Below are 25,251 nucleotides of genomic sequence, written 5' to 3' on the forward strand. Positions count from 1 at the left end.
CCCTCCCTCCCAATAAGACTGATGGGGTGCTATTGCACACTCTTAAATTATAAATTACAACTTCCTATCTGTCAATTCCATTTTATTCAATTGTAAAAACTTTTAGGATTACTGTTGCAGACAGAATGTACCAGAAAAAGGGCCGTCAACCGGATTTTTATATATTACTTTTATGTATCAGACATTACGAAAAAATCCCCGCTTCCGCAGGGATTTTAAATGGATCAGGCATTTTCCGGATTCTTATGTTTCTTGGTACGGAAATACTGAAGCGCAAAGACAGCAACCAGGATCGCAATGCCGATGATATCAGTCAGTGTCTGTGGATCGATGAGGCACAGGCCACCGGCCAGGAGGATAATTCGTTCAATAACATTGGCTTTGCAGTAGAACTGACCGATCATGGCCCCAGAAATACCGGTCATACCGATGATAGCTGTGATGGTCGTGAAGAGGACACTTCCAAAGGTAGCTCCGATACCCAGGAGCTGGGGCGACAGGACGAAGACATAGGGGATGATAAATGCTGCGATCCCCAGTTTCGACGCGTTCACGCCGGTCTTCAGCGGATCGCCACCGGAAATAGCGGAGCCTGCATAGGCAGCCAGAGCTACTGGAGGCGTAATATCGGCGATAATTCCGAAGTAGAATACAAACATGTGAGCCGCCAGGATCGGAACGCCCAGCTGGATCAGGGCCGGTGCAGCGATGGTGGAAGTAATGACGTAATTTGCTGTGGTCGGCACGCCCATGCCGAGGATCAGGGATGTGAGCATGGTGCAGAGGAGAAGGAGCATGAAGTTGCCCGATGCCACGGTGACCAGGGCCGAAGCCAGTTTCAGGCCCACACCGGTCTTAGTGACAATACCGATAATCATACCGGCAGAGGCGCAGGCGATGATGACGCCCAGGGCCCCTCTGGCGCCTTTCACAAGGCCATCCACAATGTCCCAGAAGCTCATGCGGGTATTGGCCCGGAGCATAGCGGTACCGATGGAAATAAAGATACCTGCCAGGGCAGCTTTCATAGGTGTGTAACCGGAAGCAAGGAGGCCGATGATGGCAATCAGCGGAATGGCCAGATGACCTTCTTCCTTCATGATCTTTGTCCATGCCGGAAGCTGGCTTCTGGGTGTTCCTTCCAGATGGTTCTTCTTGGCTTCAAAATGAACGCCCAGGAAAACGCCGAGGAAATAGAGGATAGCCGGAACAACGGCTGCCTTCACGACTTCCATGTAAGGGATGCCCACAAATTCAGCCATCAGGAATGCTGCAGCTCCCATGATAGGAGGCATGAGCTGGCCACCGGTAGAAGCCGCTGCTTCTACGGCGCCGGCGAAGTTTTTGTGATACCCCAGTTTTTTCATCATGGGGATGGTAAAAGAACCGGAACCCACGACGTTAGCTACGGAAGATCCGGAAATGGTTCCCTGGAGGGCGGAGGAAATGACGGCTACCTTAGCCGGTCCGCCGGAAGCCCATCCGGCAATGGCATTGGCGATATCGATGAAGAACTTGCCAAGGCCTGTCTTTTCCAGGTAAGCGCCGAAGAGGATAAACAGGAAAATAAAGGTCGAGGAAACGCCCAGCGGAATACCGAAGACGCCTTCTGTGGTGAAGAACAGGTGCCCCACCATCTGCTTGATGGTGAGTCCCCGATGTGCCAGGGGCCCCGGCATATAGGGTCCCAGGAACCCATAGGCCAGGAAGCAGAGCACCACGATGACAATGGGCAGACCCACGATACGGCGGGCCGCTTCCAGGGCCATGATAATTCCCACAAGACCAACCACCGCATCCACCGGCGTTACGGTCCCGGCACGGAGGATGAGCTGCTGGTAATTCACAAGAATGTAGATTGGCGGTATCATGGCCACCACAGCCAGAATCACATCAATCGGATGGAACCGGCCTTCCTTGACCCAGGATTTTTTCGTAGGGCAGAGGAGGAAAACGAGGCAGATGCCGAAGGACAGGTGGATACACCGCTGGATCATGGCATCCAGGGTACCGAAGAGGCCCGTGTAAATCTGGAACAGGGAGAAGCAGATACAGATAATAGCCACAATCTTCCCGCAGATGCCCTTGTACTCCACAGTATTGGATTCCTTATCCAGGGACTTCAGCTTTTCCTGCATTTCATTGCTTAACTGACCATCTGCGGCTGCAGGATTTCCGGCAGGTGTTCCCTTTTTCTCTAAATCGGCCAAAATAATCAACTCCTAATTTCTTTTTTCATGTACCACCCTTTGTACAGCGGTGCTACATACAGCTTTAATTCCTTTCCCAAAGGAACCATGGAGTCCAGATCATAGTCTGTATCCCCGATGGTCAGCGTTCCGTGGTTTGTCACTCCATTGCGGAGAGACAGTTCCGGGAAATTGCGGTTTATGTCGTCCAGAACGAACCAGCCATCTTCTTCCCGGAAGTGACCTTCGTCAGCAGAGAAAGGAAGGCCCACCCCCATAGATTGATATTTGGTGGATTTAAGAACAAAGCCATCTGTAATCTGATTGACTTCCAGATACTCATAAATCATTGTTTTCTGTACGGAATGATGGTAGGCCAGTGTTACCGGCGTACCGGCTTCCACTTTCTGCCGGAAAATGATGCCATCCGCTGTCTGCCCGAATACATAGGGCTGCCGGATGAGCCACCCGCCTACGGTGGTCACAAGGCCTACGATGATTCCGAAGATGATAATCACTGTTTCCAGTGTCCCATTTTTCTGTTTCTTCATGAAAGTGAGAACGGACCCCTTGAGGCCCGTTCTCCCTCCTTTCTATGGCAAGTCGGATCCTATCGGGATTCTCCTTATTTCGCCTTCAGGTACTTTTCAGCGCCTGCATTCATCTTGATGGACATGCCTTCCAGAGCCGTATCCTTGGTGATGTACTTGCCTACGGCATGGGCAGCTTTCATGCGGTCCAGATGTTCATAAATGGCTTTCACAATCTGTTCACCGAGGTCATCGGAGAGCTTGTCGGTGGTAACGATGACGCACTTGACAGCCACCGTATCCACATCTTCATCCTGTCCGGGGTAAGTGCCCTTTGGAATGACCATCTTGGTGTAGTACGGATATTTCTGCATGAGCTGGTCAACGATCTTCGGATCAATATTAACGATGGAAGCAGATTTGTTGGCAGCCAGATCCTGGATAGCTGCAGTCGGATAGCCGGCAACAACTACGCCTGCATCTACGTTGCCATCCTTCAGTGCATCTGCTGCTTCGCCGAAGGACAGGTACTGTACATCGATATCGTTATAAGTAATACCATAGGCTTCAAGAATCTGGCGGGCATTGGCTTCAGCACCGGAGCCGGAAGCACCGACGGCCACTTTCTTGCCCTTCAGGTCGGCAATGGTCTTAATGCCTTTGTCTTTGGTGGTAACGAACTGGATTGTTTCCGGATAGAGAGCGGCAATACCACGGAGGCTGTCCATTTTGTTGTCTTTGAACATTTCCTTGCCGTTGGCTGCGTAGTAGGCAATATCATTCTGGATGAAGGCAATATCTACGGATCCATCTTTCAGCATATTGACATTGGCAACGGAAGCGCCTGTGGACTGGGCCGATGCATTCATTCCTTTAATGTTCTGGTTCAGAAGTTCTGCCAGTGCACCGCCTAAGGGGTAATAGGTGCCTGCCGTGCCGCCGGTAGCAATATTCAGGAACTGCTTACCGCCGCCTGCAGAACCGGATCCGCCGCTTCCACCGCCGCATCCTGCGAGAAGAGCTGCACCTGCCATGCAGAGAGCACCTGCCACAATCAGTTTCTTCAATGTTTTCTTCATAATGCCGTCCTCCTTAACCCTCTAACGGAAAGTCCGATTCCTGTCTATGTTGAATCCCATCGGTATCTTTCCAAATTCCCCGCACAGAGTGAAATAAAAAAGCAGCCCGGCGCACAGGAAATCCCCATGCGTCTGCTGCAGCTTCTTCGCTCGTTGTGCTATAAAGTTATCATTATAATACTACTTTTCGAAATCTTTGTAAAGGAGGCTTGGCTGGATTCCTTTATTATTCTGGTATTTCCCGCTGTCATAGCTGTCAGCCTCTCCCAGGACCGTGTGGAAATAGATCTGGCAGATCTCCACGCCCGCATAAATCCGGATAGGCTGGACACAGAACATTTCCAGTGTCCAGTAGCCGGAAAAGCCGACATCACCGAACCCGGCGGTTACATGGATAAAGAGTCCCAGCCTCCCGATAGAAGAGCGGCCTTCCAGCATGGGAACGAAACATTTGGTTTTCGTATATTCCTGGGTCCTGCCAAGGTAGAGTTTATTGGGCTGGAGCACGATTCCCTCTTCCGGAATATGGATGAGTGTGCCTTCATTCCTTTTTTTCATATCCAGTTCATGGTTGTTATAGACCATGAGCTCATCGGAAAGGGTCAGGTTATAACTGTTTGGATTCACCTTTTTCGGATCAAAGGGATCAATTATGATTTCTTCGCCCATGTGGCGGACGATTTCCCTGCCGGACAGAATCATTTCAGCTTCCTCGCTTCCTGGTTAAAAATTTTACGATGAATGGCCATACGGCGATGTTTGAAGGGAGCCTTTGCCAACTCCCCCGGTTCCAAATGAAACAGTTCCCTCTCTTTTTCAGAAAGGGCTGGTGAAACGAGCAGTTCCCCCTTATTGGTAAATGAAATCAGATGGGCGGAAAACAGGGCGCCATGGGTAGGACAGAACAGGGGCCCCTTTGTCCTCGTATCTCCCTCTTCGTAGGGAAACGCTTTCAGGAGAGAAATACGGCGGGCGCCGCAGACAAGGCAGCACGGGTCTTCTACCATGGACTTTCGCTGGAAAGACTCTTCTTCTTCCAGTTCCCTGCGGATTCGACTGACCGTGACCGTTGCAGGATGGGCAAACAGGCTTCCTTCCGTACCGGCCGACGACTCATCTTCCTCCAAAATATGGCGGACTTCCAAGGAAAAGGTCCCTTTGGCGGTCCGGATTTCCCGGTACGCACTGGCCGCCTCCGGCTTGAGGATCCAGTAGTAAGCACCGTCTTCCCCTTCTGTGCCGTCAAAAACATATTCCCAGGGGGCACGGTCGTAGGTTTCAGGCTCTTCCAAAGCAGCGCCTGTCACCTTTTCCCCATCCAGGGTATAGGTCTCGTAGGACCCGGCATCCCACTTTTTCTTCCTGGTCCTTTTCTTTGCCGGCTTCTCCGGGTAAACCGGAATCCTGCCCTGTTCCACCAGTTCCCGGATTTTTCCGCCCGCCCAGCCTACGGCGGAATTCAAAGCGCGGTATTCCATATGAAGGGCGGCAGCTATGTTTTTCCCATTGTCCATATGGTCTACGGAGTGATAGAGTCTGTCAAAAATCTCCATCATGAGGCGGGTCATGACCGCCGGGTTTCCCATGAGAAGCAGCCATCCTTCCCGGGTGATTGCATCCCACTGTTTCAGTCCTTTTCGCCTTGCCATCCCTTCACCGCCTTTGAACGTAAGTCTTTTTGTTATTATAACATTTTGTCATAGAAATGGTGAATGGAAAAATAGAACTGTTTTCGCAGCCTCCCCATACTGGCGAAAAGGTCTCCGCCATTAACCAGAAGTCAGGTATGAGGAGTGGTGGTGCGGCGCACAATTCATAGAGCACCGCGAGTTTTGATGAATTTCCTTAGCTCATCAAATTGCGGTTTGTAGGGCTGTTGGAGCGGTGCTGATGGATAGAGTCATTCGTGCGGGCTTCTAGCTTCTAGCCGCTAGCTTCTAGGAAGGCTCTACAGCCTACGGCACGCATGACTGACGAAAATATCGGGTGGGAAGCGCCGCAGGCTGGCCAGCTTTCCTAGCAGCTAGAAGCTAAAAGCTAGCAGCCCCGTGTGAGTGACTCTACACGCAAGCATACTAACCGCCAAGCCCAACAGCTCGACAAACTGAAATTGGCAGTACTGTCGTTCTCTTCCAGTACAAAACCCCGCAGCATAACTGCGGGGTCATTTCATCAATTTCCTTCCAGTTCGGCCACGCCAAGGGGCGGGCTTTCCAGGAATTTGACCTTCGGGTTTCTCTGGGCCAGCCATCCTGCCTGCCAGGCGTTGGGCAGGAGGTAAACCGGCCGTTCACGGCGGTCATAAACCACCATGGCATTGTCGATACCCACCAGTTCATCCGGCGGTACATCGCCTTCGGTCCACCGGGCTGTGGTAAAACTCAAGGGTTCCAGATTGACAGATACGTTATATTCATTTTCCAGACGGTACTTCATGACTTCAAACTGCAGCTGGCCTACAGCGCCGATGATGAAGGATTCCATAATATAAGGCTGCTTATAAACCTGGATAGCCCCTTCCTGGGCCAGCTGGGTCACGCCGTTCAGGAACTGTTTCCTCTTCATGCTGCTTTCCGGCGAAAGCCGTGCAAAAAGTTCCGGTGGGAACACAGGAAAATCAATGAAAGTAACAGGGTGTTTCTTTTCACAGACCGTATCCCCCACCCCCAGCTCACCGGTATCAAAGACGCCGATAATGTCGCCGGGATAAGCCTTTTCTACGGTCTGACGTTCCGTAGCCAGGAACTGCTGGGGCTGGGAGAGGCGAATCATTTTGCCGCTCTGCCTATGCAGGACACTGACGCCCTTTTCAAAAACCCCGGAACAGATGCGCATGAATGCCACCCGATCGTGGTGCTTGGGGTCCATATTGGCCTGGATTTTGAACACAAAAGCGGAGAAGTTCGGATCCTCCGGAGAGACGATGCCTTCCAGCGTTTTCCGGGGTTCCGGCGGCGGCGCCAGTTCCAGGTATTTTTCCAGGAACGGCTGTACCCCAAAGTTCGTCATGGCAGAGCCGAAGAACATGGGCGTCAGTTCACCCTTTGCCACCTTGTCCGCATCAAAGGGGTCCCCTGCTTCGTCCAGAAGTTCCAGGTCATCCTTCAGTGACTGGATGACTTCAGGGCTCAAGTGAGACGTAATTTTCTCATCATCCATTTTCCCGGAAATCATGTCCAGTTTCTTTACACCATGGGCGTTATCCTTAATAAAGAGATGGCACATTTCCGTTTCTCTGTCGTAGATACCAGTGTAATCGCCGTTCACCCCGATAGGCCAGTTCATGGGGCAGGAACGGATGCCCAGTACGTCTTCAATATCCGCCATCAGGTCAAAGGGATTCTTGCCAAAATGGTCGATTTTATTGACGAAGGTAAAAATCGGAATTCCCCGGTCCGAGCAGACTTTGAAGAGCTTCTTCGTCTGCGCTTCCACGCCTTTGGCCACGTCGATGACCATGACCGCCGAGTCCACAGCCATAAGAGTACGGTACGTATCTTCCGAGAAATCCGCATGCCCCGGGGTATCCAGGATATTGATGCGGCAGCCATTGTAGTCAAACTGGAGTACGGAACTGGTTACGGAAATGCCACGCTGCTTTTCAATTTCCATCCAGTCCGAAACGGCATAGCGGGCTGTTTTTCTCGCTTTTACGGAGCCTGCCAGATGGATGGCACCACCGTAGAGCAGGAGTTTTTCGGTCAGCGTCGTCTTGCCGGCATCCGGGTGGGAGATGATGGCAAAGGTACGGCGTCTTTTTATTTCTTCCAAGTCAGTCATATTTCACCTCAAAAAATAATAACCATGTCGTTTTATTATACCGCACTTATGAGGGGAATGAAAAGGCAGGGAGAAAAGAAGGTATGTGTCAAGGTTTTCTCGGTACTTTATTTGACAGTCGATGTTATCAGGTTTCCCAGCCTCTGCTTTCTCAATAAATCTGTATCGCTTTAGCAAGCTGGCCCATCGGAGTTGAAGTCGCTCCGTATACGCCTATACGGCCTTCCAGGCACCCGGGACGGTAATTCCGTGCGTTCCTGTGCCATTTAGCGTCCCTGGCGGCTTTGCGGTTCGTTTTTACGGCTGCTACGACCGCCTTATGCATCTGCCGGTCCATCTTCTTGTAGGCTTTGCCTGCAGCACAGTAAATCAGGGCTTTTTCCAAAGTGTCATTCTGGGTAGCAGTAATCAGCGTGCCTATTGAATCCATACCTATCCTGCACCAGCTGCGCCCCTGCTTTTTCAGACGGTAGCTATAGCGTCGGTGGTCGCTTTCAGCTGCCCCCAGGTGGATATCGGTTCGGATTCCGCGCTCCCGGATGCCCGGGATATAGTCGGCGTTGCGGCTCAGATAGTCTGCCAGTCTCCGTACCTGCTCGGCCTGTTCTTCTGTTTCTGCGTAGCTGGCAGCCGTATCCAGATATGGCTTCATATCTGTGATGACATTTCTGCTCTTATTCAGTTCAAGCACGAATTTATCGATGAATCCACGTGGGCAGAAGCTGAGGCGGGTCCGCACTTTCTCATTCACATGGTATCTGTCCCGGAAATGGTAATGTGTCTTGCATCCCTCGACAATATTGTCGAAGTCATCGAAATTATATCCTGCTCCGCCATCCCCGTTGGAAAGTACTGTAATCTCGCTCAGATTGTACCGGCCATGCACCCACACCTTGACGAGTTCAAACAGCCTTTTCCTATCCGTTCCAGAGAAGCAGTGGTACCCTGTCAGTCTCGAACGTTTTCCATTCTTCTCGACGCCCTCATAGACCTGGATTCGGTGAAGTTCTATGTTCTGGCCGCCTTTGGTATCGGTGACGGGGTCCGCCTGCTGCTTCATTACAATCCCATCGCCCTCAATAGCCAGCAGCCCGTCCTCCGGTACTCTCTTCTCGGCCTGCTCCATGGCTGCATCTGCTGCTTCGTATTTTCTAACCATTTGGGCGGCAGTGCGGCTGAGATTTGAAACTGTCTGATGTGAAATATCCGTCTGGGTCAGAGTTTTCACGATATGGCTCACATTACGGAACTGGGTAACCTGGGCAGCCTGGGCAATGCGCAGAATCACTCCCATGCTATAGTGACGGGAAGGCAGAAATCCAAATTTCTTATCTAATGGGTAAAATCCCTGCTTTCCGGCCATCTCCAGCCGCCTCCGCTTGTAGGTGACAGGACCAAACAGGCAGTATATGGTTCTGGAATCCCGCCGGGAAATCCGCCACCCCTGAGGCTTGTAGACCCTCTCATACAGCTCCCCATCGATCATTTCGAAGGCCGTCGCCACAAGAAGGCCAAAGAGTTCCGTGAAGAGGTGCCAGAGAACCTGCTCCATGGCCAGTGAATCCTTGGAGTCCTTGATACTCTTGAGAATTTCCTCCTGAATAAAAGGTTTGAAAAGTTCGATATTCTCTGATAAAATGCTCATTGGGAAGAGTCCTTTCTTTTGATTTGTTGCAAGGAAATTATAACATTTCCATCAAAGGGGACTCTTCCCTTTTCTATCCAGCAGGGGAGAAATCCTCTACCGAGAAACATTTTACACTAAGGAAAAGAAGCGCCGCCAATTTCAGTATTGCGAGCTGTTGGGGTTGGCGGTTAGTATGCTTGCGTGTAGAGTCACTCACACGGGGCTGCTAGCTTCTAGCGGCTAGCTGTTAGGAAGGCTGATCCGCCTGCGGCGCTTCCTTTCCGTTATTTCCGTCAGTCATTCGTGCCGTAGGCTGGCCAGCTTTCCTAGAAGCCAGGAGCTAGAAGCTAGAAGCTCCATTCGGATGACTCTACCCACCAGCACCGAACACCAACATCTCGATAAACCTTAATAGTCCGTGATATACAAAAAGACGCCCGAAGGCGTCTTTTGATATACCGATTACAGTGTCAGTGCCCGTTCAAAATGTTCTTTCAGAATCCGGATGGAACGATGCAGTTCCTCATACTCTGCATCCGTCAGATGGAGTTCGATAATATCCTCCACCCCATCTTTACCGACTTTCACCGGCACAGACGCGAAGCTGTCATGGATACCATAGGGGCCATCCAGATATACGGAGCAGGGCAAGATCTTGTGCTCATCATGGTAAATGGCACGGACCAGTTCTGCCGTAGCAGAGGATACGCCAAACTCTGTGCACCCCTTCTTCGCATTCTCGATATTTCCTTCCTCATGGACCTTCCGGAGGATTTCTTCCTTCGAATCCATATGGTATAATTCCGGCTTTTCTTTCAGCAGTTCATCGATTGACTTACCGGCAACCTTTACATGGCTCCAGGGAATCATACTGGAATCCCCATGTTCCCCGAGAAGGTAAGCAGTCAAAGACCGGCGGTTCACCTTGAGCTGGGTGGACAGCTGCATCTGCAGACGGGCGGAATCCAGGGCCGTACCGGAGCCGATGATTTTCTTTTTAGGCCAGTCCAGCTTGTACTGCAGGTACTCTGCAATGATATCGCAGGGGTTGGAAATGGAAATAATGATGCCATCGAATCCGGATTTTTTGATGAGCGGCAGGAATTCCTTGCTCGTCGCAATGGCGCCGTCCATCATATCCAGCCGGTTCTGTCCCTGGAGCCGGGGTTTTCCGGAGGCATTAATCAGGATGTCCGCATCCTTCATATCATCCACGGTGCCCGCATAGGCTTCGAAATGATGGGGCTGGTAGCTCACCGCATCCAGCAGGTCCAAGGATTCCCCGATAGCCTTGTCGTTATTGGTATCATAAAATACCACCTCGTCCGCCAGTCCCTGTACAGCGAACTGGAGGGCCAGGTGGGATCCCACATTACCGGCACCGATGATTCCGATTTTTCTTGTTTTAATTGACATGCAAATCCACTCTCCTTTGAAATAATTTCTGAAATGTCCTTCTCTTCTTCCTCATGGATTGTATCTTGCGTCAAACACATACTATCATCACACATAAAGATAGTATGACTGTATTATACCACGGTACAGCGATTTGTGCAGAGCTGAAATATTTCAGTATTGCGAGCTGTTAGAGTAAGCGGTTTGGCATGCTGTTGGATAGAGTCATTGGCACGGGGCTGCTAGCTTTTAGCTTCTAGCTGCTAGGAAAGCTGATCCGCCTGCGGCGCTTCCCATCCGGTATTTCCGCCAGTCATTCGTGCCGTAGGCTGTAGAGCTTTCCTAGAAGCTAGCGGCTAGAAGCTAGAAGCCCGCACGAATGACTCTATCCATCAGCACCGCTCCAACAGCTCGACAAACCGCAATTGGCTGAAATCATTTTTATTTCCTTCTTGACAAAACGCAAATGAGGGCGCTATAATCCAGTCATACGAAACAGACGATGATGAAGAAGGGGTACTGGTACTTTTTCAGAGAGACAGCGGCCGGTGTGAGCTGTTACCGTTCCATTATCTTTCCACTTCGGAGACAGGGATGATGAATCCTTCGGGTATGCCCGTTACAGCAGACTAAAGATGGCCGTATGGCAATTTGGGTGGTATCGCGGGTGCTCTCGTCCCTTAGTGGATGAAGAGCGTTTTTTTATACCTGCTCTTCCTTTTGCAATGGCTAAATTGGGTGGCACCGCGAGAAAAGAGAAGCTCGTCCCATGGGACGTCTTCTCTTTTTGTGTTATCAGGAGGTTTATGATGAAACGAGTATTCAATTTCAATGCAGGTCCTTCCCCCATGCCCTTGGAAGTGCTGGAAGCCATGAAAGAAGACCTCACCAATTTTAAAAACACGGGAATGGGTATTACGGAAATCAGCCACCGGTCCAAGGAGTTCCAGGATATGCTGGATGAAACGAAGGCTCTCCTTCGTGAGCTTATGCACCTTACCGATGACTATGAAATCGTATTCATCCAGGGCGGCGGCACCATGCAGTTCCTTATGACCGGATACAATTTCCTCCACACCCGGGCTGCCTACGCGGACACCGGTGTCTGGGCACACAAGGCCAGAAACTCTGCAGCCTTCTTCGGTGAAGTGTATGATGCCAATTCCGCCAAAGACAGGAACTACTCCTACATTCCCGATACTTATGATATAAAGCCGGGCACTGACTACCTCTATATCTGCGCCAATAACACCATTTACGGCACGGAATACTGGAAGTTCCCGGAAGTCAATGTACCGGTAATCTGCGATATGTCCTCCGATATTCTTTCCCGGGACATTGATTTCAACCGGTTCGACATGATCTGGGCCGGCATCCAGAAGAACCTTGGCGCCGCCGGAGTGGCCCTGGCCATCATAAAGAAAGATCTCCTGGCCAAGGCGCGGACGGACATTCCGGAATTTCTCCAGTACAATACATTCGTCAAGAAAGACTCCACCTATAATACACCGCCGGTTTTCTGCATCTACACCCTGAACCGCATGCTCCACTGGATCAAGAACATGGGTGGTCTCAAAGCCATTGAAGAAAGGAATAAAGTAAAGGCTGCCATGGTATATGACGTCATTGATGGGAGCGATGGATTCTACAAAGGCCACGCAGCAAAGGAAGCCCGGAGCCGCATGAATGTGACATTCAATATGGAAAATGAAGCCATGGAAAAGGATTTTGTAGAAAAAGCCAAAGCTAATGATTTCATCGGCGTCAAGGGCCACCGTCTCGTAGGAGGCCTCCGGGTGTCCCTCTACAATGCCGTCACCCCGGAAGCCGCAGAAGCCCTGGCAGATTTCATGAAGGAATACGAACGGGTTCACGGATAAAGCAATCTGCCAATTGCAGTTTATCAAGCTGTTGGAGTTTGGCGGTTGGCACGCTTGCGGATAGAGTCACTCGCATGGAGCTCCTAGCTTCTAGCGGCTAGCTGTTAGGAAGGCTGATCCGCCTGCGGCGCTTCTACCCGGTATTCCCGTCAGTCATTCATGCTGTAGGCTGGCCAGCTTTCCTGGAAGCTAGCAGCTAGAAGCTAGAAGCCCCCGCCCGAATGACTCTACCCACCAGTGTCGAACTCAACAGCTCGACAAACTGAAATTGGCAGTGCTCCCATTTTCACTTCCGTCAAATTGCAGAAAGAATTACAGACTTTCAATTGTTTATCCCAAATATCTATTCACCTGACAAGGAGGAAACCAATATGTTCAGAATCTTTATTACCGCCGATGTAGCCAAAGAAGCCAAGGAAATACTGGAAAAGGAATTTATTGTAGACATCCAGCCGAATATGAATGAAGAGGAACTTTGCAAAGTCATTGGAGACTACGATGCCATCATCACCAGAAGCCAGACGAAGGTCACCACCAAGGTCATCGATGCGGCGAAAAACCTGAAAGTCATCGGCCGCGCCGGTGTTGGCATCGACGGTATCGACGTAGCAGAAGCTACAAAGAAAGGAATTACCGTGGTCAATACGCCGGAGTCCAATACCATTGCCGCCTGCGAACACACCATTGCCCTCATGCTGTCCATGACCCGCCACATTCCCCAGGCCCACCAGTCCATCATGGAAGGCCGCTGGGACCGGAAAAGCTTCACCGGCATCCAGCTTCTGAACAAGACCGTCGGTATTATCGGTGTTGGCCGGGTAGGTTCGAACGTGGCCAAACGGCTTCAGGCATTCAACATGAGAACCATCGGATATGACCCCTATATTCCTCTGGAACGGGGCAAACAGCTGGGTGTGGAACTGGTGGACCTGGATACGCTCCTCAAAGAATCGGACTACATCACCCTCCATACGCCCCTCACCGATGAAACCCGGGGCATGATCGGCAAGAAAGAAATCGAAAAAATGAAAGACGGCGTCCGCATCGTCAATGCATCCCGTGGTGCGGTCATCGATATTTATGCCCTGGCAGAAGCCCTGAAGAGCGGCAAGGTTGCCGGAGCCGGCATCGATGTATGGCCCCATGAACCGCTGAAGCCGGAAGAAAATCCATTCCTCGGTATGACAAACGTGGCCCTCACACCTCATCTTGGCGCTTCCACAAAGGAAGCCCAGGCCGGCGTAGCTACGGATGTGGCCATTGGCGTTATGCAGGCCCTCCACGGCGAACCGGTGGCTACGGCCGTCAATGCTTCGCCCATTACAAAAGCGACCCTCCATGTCATCCAGCCCTATTTCAATCTCTGTGAACGGATGGGAAATATTGCCATTGACCTTGCCGGCGGACGCATTAACCGGGTAAACGTGGAATACACCGGCGAGCTGGCAGATACCGAAACGGCACCCCTCACCACAGCGGTACTGAAGGGCCTGCTGGCTCCCGTACTCCAGCAGACAGTCAATTTCGTCAATGCCCGGGGCATTGCGGAAAACCGCCACATGGATGTAAGAGAAGTGAAAGCCAAAAAGGGCCATTATTTTACCAATACCATTTCCCTTACCGTAGATACGGATAAGGGAAGCCATCGTATCACCGGCTCCCTCTTCGACCGGAAAGAAGCAAAAATCGTTTCCATCGACCATTTCCGGGTAGACTTCGAACCAAAAGGCTGCATCATCATTGCGCCCCACGAAGATAAGCCCGGCATGATTGGACAGGTCGCTTCGGTTCTGGGCAAGGAGCATATCAACATCAACGGTATGCAGGTAGGTGCCGGCAAAGAAGAGGGAACCAACGTTATGGCAGTAGCTGTGGATAAGGACATCCCCTCCGCCGTCATTCCTGCCCTCATGAATATCGATGGCATTCACGATGTAAAAGTCATTCACTGCGAACACTAAGGAGCCCCTATGATACGGATCATCCTTCTCCGGCACGGAGAAACCACCTGGAATATCGAAGGCCGCTACCAGGGACAGGAAGACACGCCCCTGTCCCCCAAGGGCCTTGAGCAGGGACGGAAAGCGGCGCTGGCCCTGAAAGACATTCCCATTGACCGGGCCATTTCCTCCCCCCTGTCCCGTTCTTTTGAAACCTGCCGCATGGCAGCGGACTACCATCACCTCACTGTCATGAAAGATCCCCGGCTTATCGAGATTTCCCATGGCCTCTGGGAAGGCATCCATGCCGATGAAATCGAAGCCCGGTATCCAAAGGAATTCCACCTCTGGCATACCCATCCGGAGCAGGTACAGATGCCGGAGGGGGAAAATCTGGAAGATGTGAGGAAAAGGGCCCGAGAAGCTTTCGATGAATATGCCCGAAAATACGATGGAGAAACGGTGCTTGTGGCTGCCCACGATGCGGTGAATAAGGCCATCATCTGCGATCTCCTGGGCCTTTCCATGGGCCATTTCTGGCAGATCAAGCAGGACAATGCCTGTATCAACGTACTGGAATGCGACCAGGGCACCTGGCGCCTGGTCACATTAAACAGCACGGCCCATCTGGGATACCTGGTCAGTGGCATCGAACAGAAAGGGCTGTAAACTAACCCAAAAGAGCGCCGGAAAAATGATTTCTCATTTTTCCGGCGCTCTTTTTGAGGGTACTGCCAATTTCAGTATTGCGAGCTGTTAGAGTAAGCGGTTTGGCATGCTGTTGGATAGAGTCATTGGCACGGGGCTGCTAGCTTTTAGCTTCTAGCTGCTAGGAAAGCTGATCCGCCTGCGGCGCTTCCCATCCGGTATTTCCGCCAGTCATTCGTGCCGTAGGCTGTAGAGCTTTCCTAGAAGCTAGCGGCTAGAAGCTAGAAGCCCGCACGAATGACTCTATCCATCAGCACCGCTCCAACAGCTCGACAAACCGCAATTTGATGAATTATCTGCTTCCCTCCATTCCCGGGCGCCTCAGTTCTTCATGCCTGTCTTTGGCGTATTATCCGTAGTATCATCGGTAAGAGAACGGGATACATCTGTTGGAACACGACGATAAGGGAAAGTCTTATAAATCTTCTTCATCATATCATCCAGGATATACACATTCCGGGTTGTACTTTCATCTTCCGTATTGAAGTAGCTGCTCCGATCATCCCGCACCGTACCGTCTGTCTTCTTATAGCTGTAAATATCGATGACTGCCCTGGTCTGGAGGATGGGGTCATCGTCATCGAAGATAAAGCGGTGGAACACCATCTGGTACCATTCCGTAATCACAGGCATCACTACGATGTCTGCTCCCGTTTTATCTGCTATGTCACCAAGCTCTGAAGGAGAAACGGCTGCGTTATCGTAGTCCGTCCCATCCAGTGTCCGATAATAGGGATAACGGAAAATCTGCTTCATATCCCGGTTCACATAGGCTGCAGCCTCGCTGCCCTGTCCCCTCCAGCGGGCGGGAAGAAGCAGTACCGTCCGGGTATTGTCAAAATAGCCAAGCTTCCTGTTCGTCTCCTGCTCATCTGACGCCTCTGCCATGGTTACAACACAAAGGGCTGCCAGAAAAGCAATGAGCACTGTCCAAAGTTTTCTCATAGAGCACCTCCAATGACCAAAACGCTGAATACTCATAGAAAGAATCATCATTGTTTCCCTGTCTCCATTCTTCCCATTGTATCACTTCTTCTCTTTTTATAGCGTTATAGACGGAGATTACTATCACAAAATATTTTTTCTATATCCATGTAAATTCAGCGGTATGGGACTTTTTTCTGTCCTTTTCCCTATTTTAGAAGAAACGAAGAAAATCTCCGTTCCTTTCCTTGGGGGTCCTTTCCGGTCCTCTTCGGTCATACAAAGTGCATAGGACTGAAGAAAAATTTCGCTCCCCGCCCCCTTTTGAGAAGCAGGAAAAGCCTGAAACTTCATGTTATAATCAGATAGACTTATGAAATTAACAGATAAACTGGTTCAGGGGTGTGAATATGGTCATTCTGTTTTTTTGGTGTCTCTGCTTATGCTGTATCAATGGATACCTCGTTTTCGCCTACAATACGGACTTAGGAATTGTGCACAAACAATATTTACATTTTAATTGATTAAAAGTGTAAAAAATGCTATGCTGATGCCAAGGAGGAAATCAGCATGGTTAAAGAAGTCCCTGTAGATAAAATCAATAAGATGCTTCCACTGCTTAACGAGGCGCAGAAACGAGTATATCTGGCCTCTGAAGCCGAAGCACTCGGCCACGGTGGAATTACTGCTATCAGCAAAGCCACTGGCGTATCCCGGGTAACCATAACGAATGGCATAAAAGATCTGAATTCTGAACATCCCTATTTATCTCAAGATGCACCTTCCCCTCGTATCCGAAGGGAAGGCGGCGGTCGTAAGCCCATAGAGGTTACTCAGCCGGGAATTATAGAAGCACTTGAAAGCCTTATGGAAAATTCCACTTTTGGAGATCCCCAAGGACCTTTGCGTTGGACGACAAAGAGCCTGCGTAACCTCGAAGCGGAAATGAATGCCCGTGGTTATAAGATTAAATATCGTAAAATCGGATACCTCTTGAAAGATATGGGTTACAGCCTCCAAATCAATCAAAAAATGAACCAGGTTGGAAGTCAGCACCCAGACAGGGACGCACAGTTCCGGCACATCAACGAAACTGCTGAAGAATACATGGAAAACGGGTTTCCTGTTATTTCCATAGACTGTAAGAAAAAGGAAAACATTGGAAATTTCAAAAATAGCGGAGCCGAATATGCCAAAAAAGGAAATCCGGTAAACGTTCTTGACCATGACTTTCCTCTTCCTGACAAGGGAAAAGCTGCTCCTTACGGCGTTTACGATATTGCAGCCAATGAAGGGTTTGTGAATGTGGGAGTAGGCTCAGATACTGCGCAGTTCGCAGTGAATTCGATCCGCTCCTGGTGGGATGAGATGGGTAAACCACGATATCCTGAAGCAACCCGTCTGTTAATTACGGCAGATGGTGGTGGAAGCAATGGAAGCCATAGCCGGCTTTGGAAATTTGAGCTGCAAAAATTTGCTGATGAAAGTGGCCTTGAAATCGAAGTCTGCCACTTCCCGCCCGGAACATCCAAATGGAATAAAATAGAGCATCGACTATTCAGCCAAATTACAAAGAACTGGCGAGGCCGTCCTTTGGAAACGCTTGAAATTATCGTTAATCTGATCGCTTCAACAACTACCGATAATGGGCTTGTGGTTCGGTGTAAAGCGGATACCGCAGTCTACCCTAAAGGCACTAAAGTTTCTGACAAGGAATTTGCTGGCATTAATCTGCTAAGAAATGAATTTCATCCTGATTGGAATTATGTCATCAGGCCATCATATGAATAGCTTAATAATGCACAGATCCTTAGAAGAAGCATTCCGACAAAAAATGATTTATTTTCTTGGTGGTTTTATAGCCTTTGTATATAATCTCTGCTTTCCCTGGTTGGCCTGGTTCATGAATGCAGAACTGCGGCCAGCGCTGATCTGCATCTACCTTCTTTTAAATTACTGTACCCTGCTCCGTATGATAAGTGTGGACCATGCGGGATTTGTGAAAGCCATCTGGGGCTGCCATTGGAAAAAGAAGGATTTCGAAGTCCGATTGAAACTGGAAAAACTGTCAGCTGCCCTGTTTCTCGCCATATCCACCTGGCTGTTTGGAATGCTGGGTTTTCTGGTCCGCCTGTAATGGACACTTCCCAATAGGACAGACAAAAACCTCCTGGCTCTAAAGAACCGGGAGGTTTTTATTATACCTTGAAATATTCTCTCACAAAATCTACAAACATCCGGACCGGCGTGGACTGGAGCATGGCCTGTTTATAAATAAGGTGGCTGGGACGAAGGACAGGCCGTTTCTGTTTATCATAAATCATTTCCCGATTGACCTGGGGTTCACACTTCGGCAGGAGATCCGCGGGGATAAGGGAATGGCCAAGGCCCTGGTTCACGATTTCCACACAGGTCAGGCAATCGGAAACGGTAAGCATGAAATGGGGAGATTCGGTGAAATTCTGCCGCCACCACCGTGTACGGATTTCATCCAGTGTAGGATCACTGCGATAGCGGATAGATGGTTCGTCCGGCAGGGTGCGGTAGTCAATTTTCTTGGCGGAAATAAGGTACAGCGGCGCATCTTCCAAAAGGATGTCCGCATCCGGCCACTCCTGGTTGCCCCGGACAATGGCCAGGTGAATATCTTCCTTTTTTACCAGTTTCACCAGCTGGTCACTGGTATCGGTGGTGAGAGATACTTCAATATCATTATACTTATCAATGAATCCCTTCAGTATGGAAGGCATGTGGGACTGGGCAAAGGACTGGCTGGCACCAATGCGGAGAACTCCGGAAATGGAATTAGGCTCATGGGTGACATAGTTTTTCATGTCCTGGTACTGCTGCAGCTCTTTTTCCGCAAAGGAAAAGAGGCGGTTGCCGGCATCCGTGAAGTGGACCCCCTTGTTTGTACGGATAAACAGGGGACAGCCGATTTCCTTTTCCATCTGGCTCAACCGATATGTCAAAGAAGGCTGCGTCATAAAAAGGCGTTTGGCCACTTTGTTTATGCTCCGTTCTTCACGAAGATATATGAGGATTTTCCAGTCCGTATTGTTCATCGAATAACCCCTCACAGCAAAAAAAGATAAATTCTGACAGGACAGCCCGCTATAGGCTCCCTTTACGCTTGGTATAAAATTATTTTATTAGATTATACCATATTTCTTTGAAGATAAATAGTAGGCTTCCTAAAAGTGCCCCTTATACGGATACAGAGGCTTTGCAGTTTACCGGGTCTGGAAAGGGCTGATGAATATGGCAGGTCAGATCTTCCCGGTGCTGCTTTATATAAACTCCCTGGGCCAGGCGGTCAGAATCTTTGTCCTTTCCTTGTAGTCCGGAAGCCAGTGAACCATAAGGGCATGGAACCGGGGTGTATGGCCCGTCTCCAGCAGATGGTTCAGCTCGTGGACCACCACCGATTCTATGCAGTCCTCCGGCTTTGTTACCAGGTCCAGGGCAAAGCAGAGGTCCCCTGTCTTCACATTGCAGCTTCCCCACCGACTTTTCATGACCTTCACCGTCACCGAAGCGGGTGTGACCTTCATCCGCGGTGCCCACAGGCGAATATAGGAGATCAGTACTTTCTTCAGTTCTTCCTTCATGAGTTTTCTGTAGAGGAGCGCCCGATTTTTCGTACGGGCGGTCATATCCATTTCCAGCTGCCCGTTCCGCAGGGCAATACCACTGGAGGGAGCCTGAAAGAAATGGAGGGGATACCGGTTCCCCAGAAAATAGTGCATTTCTCCGGTAAAATATTCATAATGAACAGGATCCGCCATGCGGGAAAGGTTCCTCCGTATCCAGGCATCCTTGGAATCAATGAACCGGATTATTTCTTCCACCGGCATGGATAGGGGTGCTGTCACCTTCACCGTTTTATCCCTGGTCAGCCGAATATACATGCCCCGAAGACCGGACTTCGTAATAATGCTTACAGGATAAGGATAGGTTTTATTCAATGGCTGTTTCTTATACAATGGATTTTCCTTTCTTCTATGGAACAGGAATATCAGTAATGGCTGCACTGCCAATTTCAGTTTGACGAGCTGTTGGGGTTTGGCGGTTGGCATGCTTGCGGATAGAGTCATGCGCATGGAGCTCCTAGCTTCTAGCGGCTAGCAGCTAGGAAGGATGATCCGCCTGCGGCGCTTCTACCCGGTATTTCCGTCAGTCATTCGTGCCGTAGGCTGTTGATCTTTCCTAGAAGCTAGGAGCTAGAAGCCTCCGCACGAATGACTCTATCCATAAGCGCCAAACCCAACAGCTCGACAAACCGCAATTGGATCAGACCATCCCAAAAATTGCAAAAGAAAGCCGGGTTCCCACCCTAAGCGGGAACCTGGCTCCATAAAATTTCGTGATTACACTTTCGTGCTTTCCTGCAGCACGTGGTCATCAGTTTCAAAGAGAGCTTTGGCAAAATCATCGGGATTGAACCGCTCCAGGTCATCTTCCCGTTCACCAAGGCCGATCCACTTGACCGGTACATGGAGTTCTTCATGGACCGAGAGAACCACACCACCCTTGGCGGTACCATCCAGCTTTGTGAGAACCACACCGGTGAGCGGTACAATTTCTCCGAAATTCTTTGCCTGGCTGATAGCATTCTGGCCGGTAGTGGCATCCAGGACCAGCAGTGTCTGGTGCGGCGCATCGGGAATCACCTTCTTGACCACCCTGCTGATTTTCCCCAGTTCTTCCATGAGGTTCACCTTCGTCTGCAGACGGCCTGCCGTATCTATGAGTACCACGTCCGCTCCCCGGGCTTTGGCTGCCGAAACCGCATCGAAAGCCACCGCCGCCGGATCAGCCCCTTCCGCATGCTTCACGATGTCTGCACCGGTCCGTTCTGCCCAGATAGTCAGCTGCTCCGAAGCGGCTGCCCGGAATGTATCAGCCGCTGCCAGCAGTACTTTCTTTCCTTCCTTGTGGAACCGGCCGGACAGCTTGCCGATAGTGGTGGTCTTGCCCACCCCATTGACGCCGACCACCAGGATTACCTCCGGATGGTGGGTATTTTCCTGGTCAATAGTATCATCCCTCAGGAGATCCTTTACCGTCTTCTCCATAAACGGCATGACCTCATGGGTATTGTGAATCACGCCTTCCGTGACGCCTCTCCGGATCTGGCGCATGAGGTAATCGGTGGTACGCACACCGATATCCCCGGACAGCAGTACCATTTCCAGGTCATCCAGGAAATCGTCATCAATCTGGGCATAGCCGATAACTACGCTTTCGATGTTCTTGATGAGGCTCTGTTTTGTCTTCGTCAGGCCTTTTTTAATTTTGTCAAAAAATCCCATATCTATTCCTCCGACATAAATTCTATGTCTCTATTGTATCATGACCGAAAGAAAAATAGGAGCCGACTTCCAGACTATTGCGGTTTGTCGAGCTGTTGGAGCGAACGGTTTGGCACGCTTGCGGATAGAGTCACTCGCATGGAGCTCCTAGCTTCTAGCGGCTAGCTGTTAGGAAGGCTAATCCGCCTGCGGCGCTTCTACCCGGTATTTCCGTCAGTCATTCGTGCCGTAGGCTGGACAGCTTTCCTGAAAGCTAGCAGCTAGCAGCTAGAAGCCTCCGCACGAATGACTCTACCCATCAGCGTCGCCCCAACAGCTCGACAAACTGAAATATCGCTATTCCACGTAATCCTTCATTTTTACCGTAATCAGGGAGGAAACGCCCTTTTCCGCCATAGTCACGCCCTGGAGGGTATCCGCAAATTCCATGGTCTTCTTTCTGTGAGAAATGACGATGAACTGGGTACGGTTCTTATAGTCCGCGATCATGCGGCTGTACCGCTCCACATTGGCATCGTCCAGGGCTGCATCGATTTCATCGACGAAGCAGAACGGCGCTGGCCGGCAGGCCATAAAAGAAATGAGGAGGGCAATCACAGTAAGTGCCCTTTCCCCGCCGGACATGAGGGTCAAGGGCTGCCGCTTCTTACCGGGAAGCTGGAGATACATCTCCACGCCCCCTTCCAGCGGATGGGCATCGTCTGTAAGTTCCAGCCGGGCCTTGCCGCCCTGGAACATGAGCTGCATAATGCGGCCGAACTCTTTATTGATTTCCCCAAAGGCCTTTGTGAACTGCTCCGTCATGGTCCGGTCAATATCCTGGATCACCGTTTCCAGACCGGACCTTGCTTTTTTCAGGTCCTCAATCTGTTCTTCATAGAATTTCCGCTTTTCCAGCTGCCGGTTGTATTCTTCTTCCCCATTGGGGTTTACGCTGCCAAGGGCGCCGATTTTTTCAGCGATACTCTCCGATTTCTTTTTCATGTCCTGCATGGAGCCGGGAAGCCGGGCGGCCTCCGCTTCTTCCCGGGTCATGTGATTTTCTTCCAGCCGCCTCAGTTCTTCCTCCTCCTGGGCCTTGAAGTTATCAATCCGTCCTTTCAGTTCTGCCATATCTCTCTTAATGGAGGATGATTTCTCCTGTGTAGTCCTCCAGGAGGACTCCAGTTCCTTCTGTTTCATGGCAAAGCTGTCCAAATCATCCTGCATACGGGACTGGGTTTTCTTTTTCTGCTGCCATTCGTTTTCAGCAGTTTTGAAATCGGCGGACAGTTTTTCCATTTCCCTTTGGAGATTTACGAGGAGCGTCTCATTTTCCTTCTTCTCCTGCTCCAGCTTTTTCCGGTCTTCCGCCTGTTCCCGGAGTGCCCGGTCCCGGTCTTCCTTCATGCGGCGGCCAAAGGAAAGGGCTTCCTCCGCCTTCGTCAGGGACACATGGATGGAAAGAATCTCTTCTCCCTTCCTGTCCAGTGCAGCTTTACAAGCAAGGCTTTCCCGGTCTTCCCCTACTTCCGGAATATCCGCCAGGCTTTCCAGTTCCCGCTGTATCTGTTCTTTTTTCTCTCCTGCTTCCTGCAGGTTTCTATCCCTGAGTTGTATCTGCTTTTCTGCTTCCTCCGCCAGGGCCTTCCTGTCGGACCAGGTCTTATGAAGTCCTTCCTTCTGGGCAGACAGGGAAGCCAGATTCACTTTGGCCGCCTGCCAGGATTCCCTTTCCTCCATGACCCGATGGGCCAGTTCATCACAGGTCCTGCCCTTGGCTGCCAGGTCCTCCGCCAAGGCAGACAGTTTTTCTGCCGCCTCTTTTTCCCGGGCTGTGAGGGATTTGATTTCCTTCTTCCTTCCAAAAAAGGTATTTTCTTTCTTTCTCATGGAGCCGCCGGTCATGGACCCGCCGGCATTCACAACCTGGCCATCTAATGTCACGATGCGGAACCGGTAGCCATATTTTTTTGCCACCCGCCTTGCATCGTCCAGTGTCTCCGCTATGAGGGTCTTCCCCAGAAGCGAGGCCATAAGGTCCCGGTACGGGGCATCACAGGTAAAGAGATCCGATGCGATTCCACAGATCCCCGGCTCTTCCGCAGCTTTCCGTTCCTGCCCTGTATAGCCCGAGGGATGCATGGATTCCAACGGGAAAAATGTGGCGCGGCCTAACCGTTTTTCCTTGAGCCAACCGATAATCTTTCCTGCCGATGCGGTGGTGTCTGTGACGATGCAGGAGATACGGCTTCCCAGGGCCACTTCCGCCGCTTCCGTATATTTTTCCGGTACTCTCACCAGATCCCCCAAGGCTCCATGGATGGCATTTCCAAAGAGGCTTCGGTTCGTCATCACCGTTCTGGCGGCCATGGAAAAGCTGGTATATTCCTTTTCCGCATGCTCCAGGTATTCCCTTCGGGACCGGAGAGACGCCAGGGCAGATTCTTCCCTGCTCTTTTCATTCATGAGAGAAAAGCGCTGATTTTCTGCTTCTTTCAGGGACAGGCTGTCCTTTTTTCCCTTTTCTTCCAGCCCCTTCAGCTTTTGGGACAATTCCCTTTCTTTCTTCTCCATTTCGTCCATGGCTTTCTTAAGCTGGTCGAGGGACTCCCTCTTTTCTATGAGGGAGGATTCGAATGCCCTTTTTTCCCTGCCAAGGCGGTTGATTTCATCATCCAGATGGCGGCTTTCCTGTTCCAGCCGCTCTTTGTCCGCCACTTTTTTTCGGTTCACCGCCAGCTTGGCAGCAAAGGCCTCTTCAGAAGCGGACAGCTTCTCTTCCAGTTCTTTTTTCTCTGCTTCTGCCTTCTTTTTCTTATCCTCCCATTCCTGGAAGGCCAAAAGGGACTTATGGTATTCTTCCCTGGCGCTTTCGATTTCCTCAGCCAGTTCCTTTTCTGCCTCTGCCTGGTCTTCTTCCTCCGCCGCCAGTTCCCTCTTCTTTTCTTCTGCATGGTGGAACGCTTCTTCCCGGACTCGATAGTCACCGCGGAGTTCTTCCATCTTCTGCTGGGCTTCCGCCGTCTTTTGGCCCAGGTCCCGGAGTCCTTCCTGATAATCCAGTGCCTGCTTTTCCAGCTTCTCCCGCTCCGCCGTAAAGGAAGCCAGTTTCGTTTCCCACGAGAGATCCTCTTCCTCCAGGTTTCTGTACTCCGTCTCATACCGGGACAGCATGCGGCCAATGGATGTGAGTTTCAGCACAGCCATGGAAGCGGTGACTGCCCTTTTCTCTTTCAGCAGTTCTTTATAGGCCTTTGCCTTTTCTGCTCCCTCCTTCAAAGGAATGAGCTGTTCATCCAGAAGGGCGGTCATATCCTTTACCCGTTCCATGTTTTCCGCCGTTTTTTCCAGCTTCCGGAGGCCCTCATTCTTACGCATGCGGTACAGGCTGATGCCTGCCACGTCTTCAAATATGAGACGCCGCTCCTCCGGCCGGGCAGACAGGACCTGGTCTACCCGGTTCTGCCCGATAATGGCCAGGGAACCCTTGCCAAGGCCCGTATTGGCCAGGAGCTCCTGGATATCCTTCAGCCGGCAGCTTCTCTTATTGATTTTGAAATCGCTGTCCCCGTTCCGAAGGAGCCTTCTTGTGATGGAAACCTCCGTCGTATCCAGTGGAAGTTCATGGGCTGAATTATCCAGTACCAGCGTCACTTCCGCCCCATTTTTAGCGGGTCTTGATTCGGAGCCGGAAAAAATAATATCCTCTGCCTTCTGGCCCCGGAGATTTCGCACATTCTGCTCACCCAGCACCCACCGCACGGCATCGGAAATATTGCTCTTCCCACAGCCGTTGGGTCCTACGATGACCGTCATGCCATCCGCAAATTCCACTGTAGTTTTATCGGCAAAGGATTTGAATCCCTGCATCGTGAGACGAAGTAATTTCATCGTTTCTCCTT

At 50.7% G+C, this 25,251-nt stretch carries 18 protein-coding genes; 5 read left to right on the top strand and 13 right to left on the bottom strand.

Annotated elements, in window-relative coordinates:
• Positions 1 to 224: 224 nt before the first annotated feature.
• The 8 genes from ACFWUL_RS07695 to ACFWUL_RS07730 all read right to left on the bottom strand — a co-directional run bounded on the left by ACFWUL_RS07695 (position 225) and on the right by ACFWUL_RS07730 (position 10,621).
• Complete coding sequence (locus tag ACFWUL_RS07695; RefSeq protein ID WP_416176879.1) at positions 225 to 2,210, bottom strand: TRAP transporter permease; 1,986 nt, start codon at positions 2,208 to 2,210, stop codon at positions 225 to 227.
• A gap of 5 nt (positions 2,211 to 2,215) precedes the next feature.
• On the bottom strand, positions 2,216 to 2,740 hold the full coding sequence (locus tag ACFWUL_RS07700) for a DUF1850 domain-containing protein (protein ID WP_297022114.1): 525 nt from the start codon (positions 2,738 to 2,740) through the stop codon (positions 2,216 to 2,218).
• A 74-nt stretch (positions 2,741 to 2,814) separates the two neighbouring features.
• The gene (locus ACFWUL_RS07705; protein WP_297022116.1) at positions 2,815 to 3,798 is read right to left on the bottom strand and encodes a TAXI family TRAP transporter solute-binding subunit; all 984 of its coding nucleotides are present in this window, start codon (positions 3,796 to 3,798) and stop codon (positions 2,815 to 2,817) included.
• Positions 3,799 to 3,978: 180 nt separating this feature from the next.
• The gene (dcd, locus tag ACFWUL_RS07710) at positions 3,979 to 4,500 is read right to left on the bottom strand and encodes a dCTP deaminase (RefSeq protein ID WP_297022121.1); all 522 of its coding nucleotides are present in this window, start codon (positions 4,498 to 4,500) and stop codon (positions 3,979 to 3,981) included.
• Positions 4,497 to 5,447, bottom strand: coding sequence for a type II restriction endonuclease (locus ACFWUL_RS07715; protein ID WP_416176880.1), 951 nt, complete (start codon positions 5,445 to 5,447; stop codon positions 4,497 to 4,499). Before ACFWUL_RS07715 ends, dcd begins: the two co-directional genes overlap by 4 nt.
• A 523-nt stretch (positions 5,448 to 5,970) precedes the next feature.
• Entirely contained in the window at positions 5,971 to 7,578 is a 1,608-nt protein-coding gene (locus ACFWUL_RS07720; RefSeq protein ID WP_416176881.1) for a peptide chain release factor 3, read from the bottom strand.
• Between the two features lie 151 nt (positions 7,579 to 7,729).
• On the bottom strand, positions 7,730 to 9,223 hold the full coding sequence (locus ACFWUL_RS07725; RefSeq protein ID WP_416176748.1) for an ISLre2 family transposase: 1,494 nt from the start codon (positions 9,221 to 9,223) through the stop codon (positions 7,730 to 7,732).
• A 444-nt stretch (positions 9,224 to 9,667) separates the two neighbouring features.
• Complete coding sequence (locus ACFWUL_RS07730) at positions 9,668 to 10,621, bottom strand: L-lactate dehydrogenase (protein WP_416176882.1); 954 nt, start codon at positions 10,619 to 10,621, stop codon at positions 9,668 to 9,670.
• Positions 10,622 to 11,406: 785 nt separating this feature from the next.
• Between ACFWUL_RS07730 and serC the strand changes: the two genes are divergently transcribed.
• The 3 genes from serC to ACFWUL_RS07745 all read left to right on the top strand — a co-directional run bounded on the left by serC (position 11,407) and on the right by ACFWUL_RS07745 (position 15,089).
• Positions 11,407 to 12,480 carry a 3-phosphoserine/phosphohydroxythreonine transaminase gene (serC, locus tag ACFWUL_RS07735; RefSeq protein ID WP_307743132.1) on the top strand — a complete coding sequence of 358 codons (1,074 nt, stop codon included), beginning with the start codon at positions 11,407 to 11,409 and terminating at the stop codon, positions 12,478 to 12,480.
• Between the two features lie 371 nt (positions 12,481 to 12,851).
• Entirely contained in the window at positions 12,852 to 14,441 is a 1,590-nt protein-coding gene (serA, locus tag ACFWUL_RS07740) for a phosphoglycerate dehydrogenase (protein ID WP_297019058.1), read from the top strand.
• Positions 14,442 to 14,450: 9 nt separating this feature from the next.
• Positions 14,451 to 15,089 (top strand): histidine phosphatase family protein, encoded by a 639-nt coding sequence (locus tag ACFWUL_RS07745; RefSeq protein ID WP_297019056.1) that lies wholly within the window; start codon positions 14,451 to 14,453, stop codon positions 15,087 to 15,089.
• 360 nt (positions 15,090 to 15,449) lie between these two features.
• Here the strand turns inward: ACFWUL_RS07745 and ACFWUL_RS07750 are convergent, their stop codons facing one another.
• The gene (locus ACFWUL_RS07750; protein WP_416176883.1) at positions 15,450 to 16,073 is read right to left on the bottom strand and encodes a hypothetical protein; all 624 of its coding nucleotides are present in this window, start codon (positions 16,071 to 16,073) and stop codon (positions 15,450 to 15,452) included.
• A gap of 549 nt (positions 16,074 to 16,622) precedes the next feature.
• Here ACFWUL_RS07750 and ACFWUL_RS07755 point away from each other — a divergent pair.
• Together ACFWUL_RS07755 and ACFWUL_RS07760 are read left to right on the top strand one after the other, a co-directional pair.
• Positions 16,623 to 17,843 (top strand): ISAzo13 family transposase, encoded by a 1,221-nt coding sequence (locus tag ACFWUL_RS07755; protein WP_416176758.1) that lies wholly within the window; start codon positions 16,623 to 16,625, stop codon positions 17,841 to 17,843.
• A gap of 43 nt (positions 17,844 to 17,886) precedes the next feature.
• Positions 17,887 to 18,189: a hypothetical protein gene (locus ACFWUL_RS07760; RefSeq protein ID WP_297019124.1), complete on the top strand. Its 303-nt coding sequence runs from the start codon at positions 17,887 to 17,889 to the stop codon at positions 18,187 to 18,189.
• A gap of 61 nt (positions 18,190 to 18,250) precedes the next feature.
• On the opposite strand, the gene ACFWUL_RS07765 is transcribed toward ACFWUL_RS07760, so the two are convergent.
• The 4 genes from ACFWUL_RS07765 to smc all read right to left on the bottom strand — a co-directional run bounded on the left by ACFWUL_RS07765 (position 18,251) and on the right by smc (position 25,240).
• A complete protein-coding gene (locus ACFWUL_RS07765; protein WP_297019126.1) occupies positions 18,251 to 19,117 on the bottom strand; it encodes a LysR family transcriptional regulator in 867 nt (288 codons plus the stop codon).
• 225 nt (positions 19,118 to 19,342) lie between these two features.
• The gene (locus ACFWUL_RS07770; RefSeq protein WP_416176884.1) at positions 19,343 to 20,038 is read right to left on the bottom strand and encodes a M48 family metallopeptidase; all 696 of its coding nucleotides are present in this window, start codon (positions 20,036 to 20,038) and stop codon (positions 19,343 to 19,345) included.
• A 384-nt stretch (positions 20,039 to 20,422) separates the two neighbouring features.
• Positions 20,423 to 21,367 (bottom strand): signal recognition particle-docking protein FtsY, encoded by a 945-nt coding sequence (gene ftsY, locus ACFWUL_RS07775; RefSeq protein WP_416176885.1) that lies wholly within the window; start codon positions 21,365 to 21,367, stop codon positions 20,423 to 20,425.
• 336 nt (positions 21,368 to 21,703) lie between these two features.
• Positions 21,704 to 25,240 (bottom strand): chromosome segregation protein SMC, encoded by a 3,537-nt coding sequence (smc, locus tag ACFWUL_RS07780; RefSeq protein ID WP_416176886.1) that lies wholly within the window; start codon positions 25,238 to 25,240, stop codon positions 21,704 to 21,706.
• Positions 25,241 to 25,251: the final 11 nt, after the last annotated feature.

The organism is Dialister sp., assembly GCF_047832375.1.
Taxonomy (GTDB): Bacteria; Bacillota; Negativicutes; order Veillonellales; family Dialisteraceae; genus Dialister.

What these genes read in the sequence shown, in the direction of transcription:
- ACFWUL_RS07700 (WP_297022114.1), bottom strand. Translation starts at nt 2,740, where the DNA reads ATGAAGAAACAGAAAAATGGGACACTGGAAACAGTGATTATCATCTTC.
- ACFWUL_RS07705 (WP_297022116.1), bottom strand. Translation starts at nt 3,798, where the DNA reads ATGAAGAAAACATTGAAGAAACTGATTGTGGCAGGTGCTCTCTGCATG.
- dcd (WP_297022121.1), bottom strand. Translation starts at nt 4,500, where the DNA reads ATGATTCTGTCCGGCAGGGAAATCGTCCGCCACATGGGCGAAGAAATC.
- ACFWUL_RS07715 (WP_416176880.1), bottom strand. Translation starts at nt 5,447, where the DNA reads ATGGCAAGGCGAAAAGGACTGAAACAGTGGGATGCAATCACCCGGGAA.
- ACFWUL_RS07720 (WP_416176881.1), bottom strand. Translation starts at nt 7,578, where the DNA reads ATGACTGACTTGGAAGAAATAAAAAGACGCCGTACCTTTGCCATCATC.
- ACFWUL_RS07725 (WP_416176748.1), bottom strand. Translation starts at nt 9,223, where the DNA reads ATGAGCATTTTATCAGAGAATATCGAACTTTTCAAACCTTTTATTCAG.
- ACFWUL_RS07730 (WP_416176882.1), bottom strand. Translation starts at nt 10,621, where the DNA reads ATGTCAATTAAAACAAGAAAAATCGGAATCATCGGTGCCGGTAATGTG.
- serC (WP_307743132.1), top strand. Translation starts at nt 11,407, where the DNA reads ATGATGAAACGAGTATTCAATTTCAATGCAGGTCCTTCCCCCATGCCC.
- serA (WP_297019058.1), top strand. Translation starts at nt 12,852, where the DNA reads ATGTTCAGAATCTTTATTACCGCCGATGTAGCCAAAGAAGCCAAGGAA.
- ACFWUL_RS07745 (WP_297019056.1), top strand. Translation starts at nt 14,451, where the DNA reads ATGATACGGATCATCCTTCTCCGGCACGGAGAAACCACCTGGAATATC.
- ACFWUL_RS07750 (WP_416176883.1), bottom strand. Translation starts at nt 16,073, where the DNA reads ATGAGAAAACTTTGGACAGTGCTCATTGCTTTTCTGGCAGCCCTTTGT.
- ACFWUL_RS07755 (WP_416176758.1), top strand. Translation starts at nt 16,623, where the DNA reads ATGGTTAAAGAAGTCCCTGTAGATAAAATCAATAAGATGCTTCCACTG.
- ACFWUL_RS07760 (WP_297019124.1), top strand. Translation starts at nt 17,887, where the DNA reads ATGATTTATTTTCTTGGTGGTTTTATAGCCTTTGTATATAATCTCTGC.
- ACFWUL_RS07765 (WP_297019126.1), bottom strand. Translation starts at nt 19,117, where the DNA reads ATGAACAATACGGACTGGAAAATCCTCATATATCTTCGTGAAGAACGG.
- ftsY (WP_416176885.1), bottom strand. Translation starts at nt 21,367, where the DNA reads ATGGGATTTTTTGACAAAATTAAAAAAGGCCTGACGAAGACAAAACAG.
- smc (WP_416176886.1), bottom strand. Translation starts at nt 25,240, where the DNA reads ATGAAATTACTTCGTCTCACGATGCAGGGATTCAAATCCTTTGCCGAT.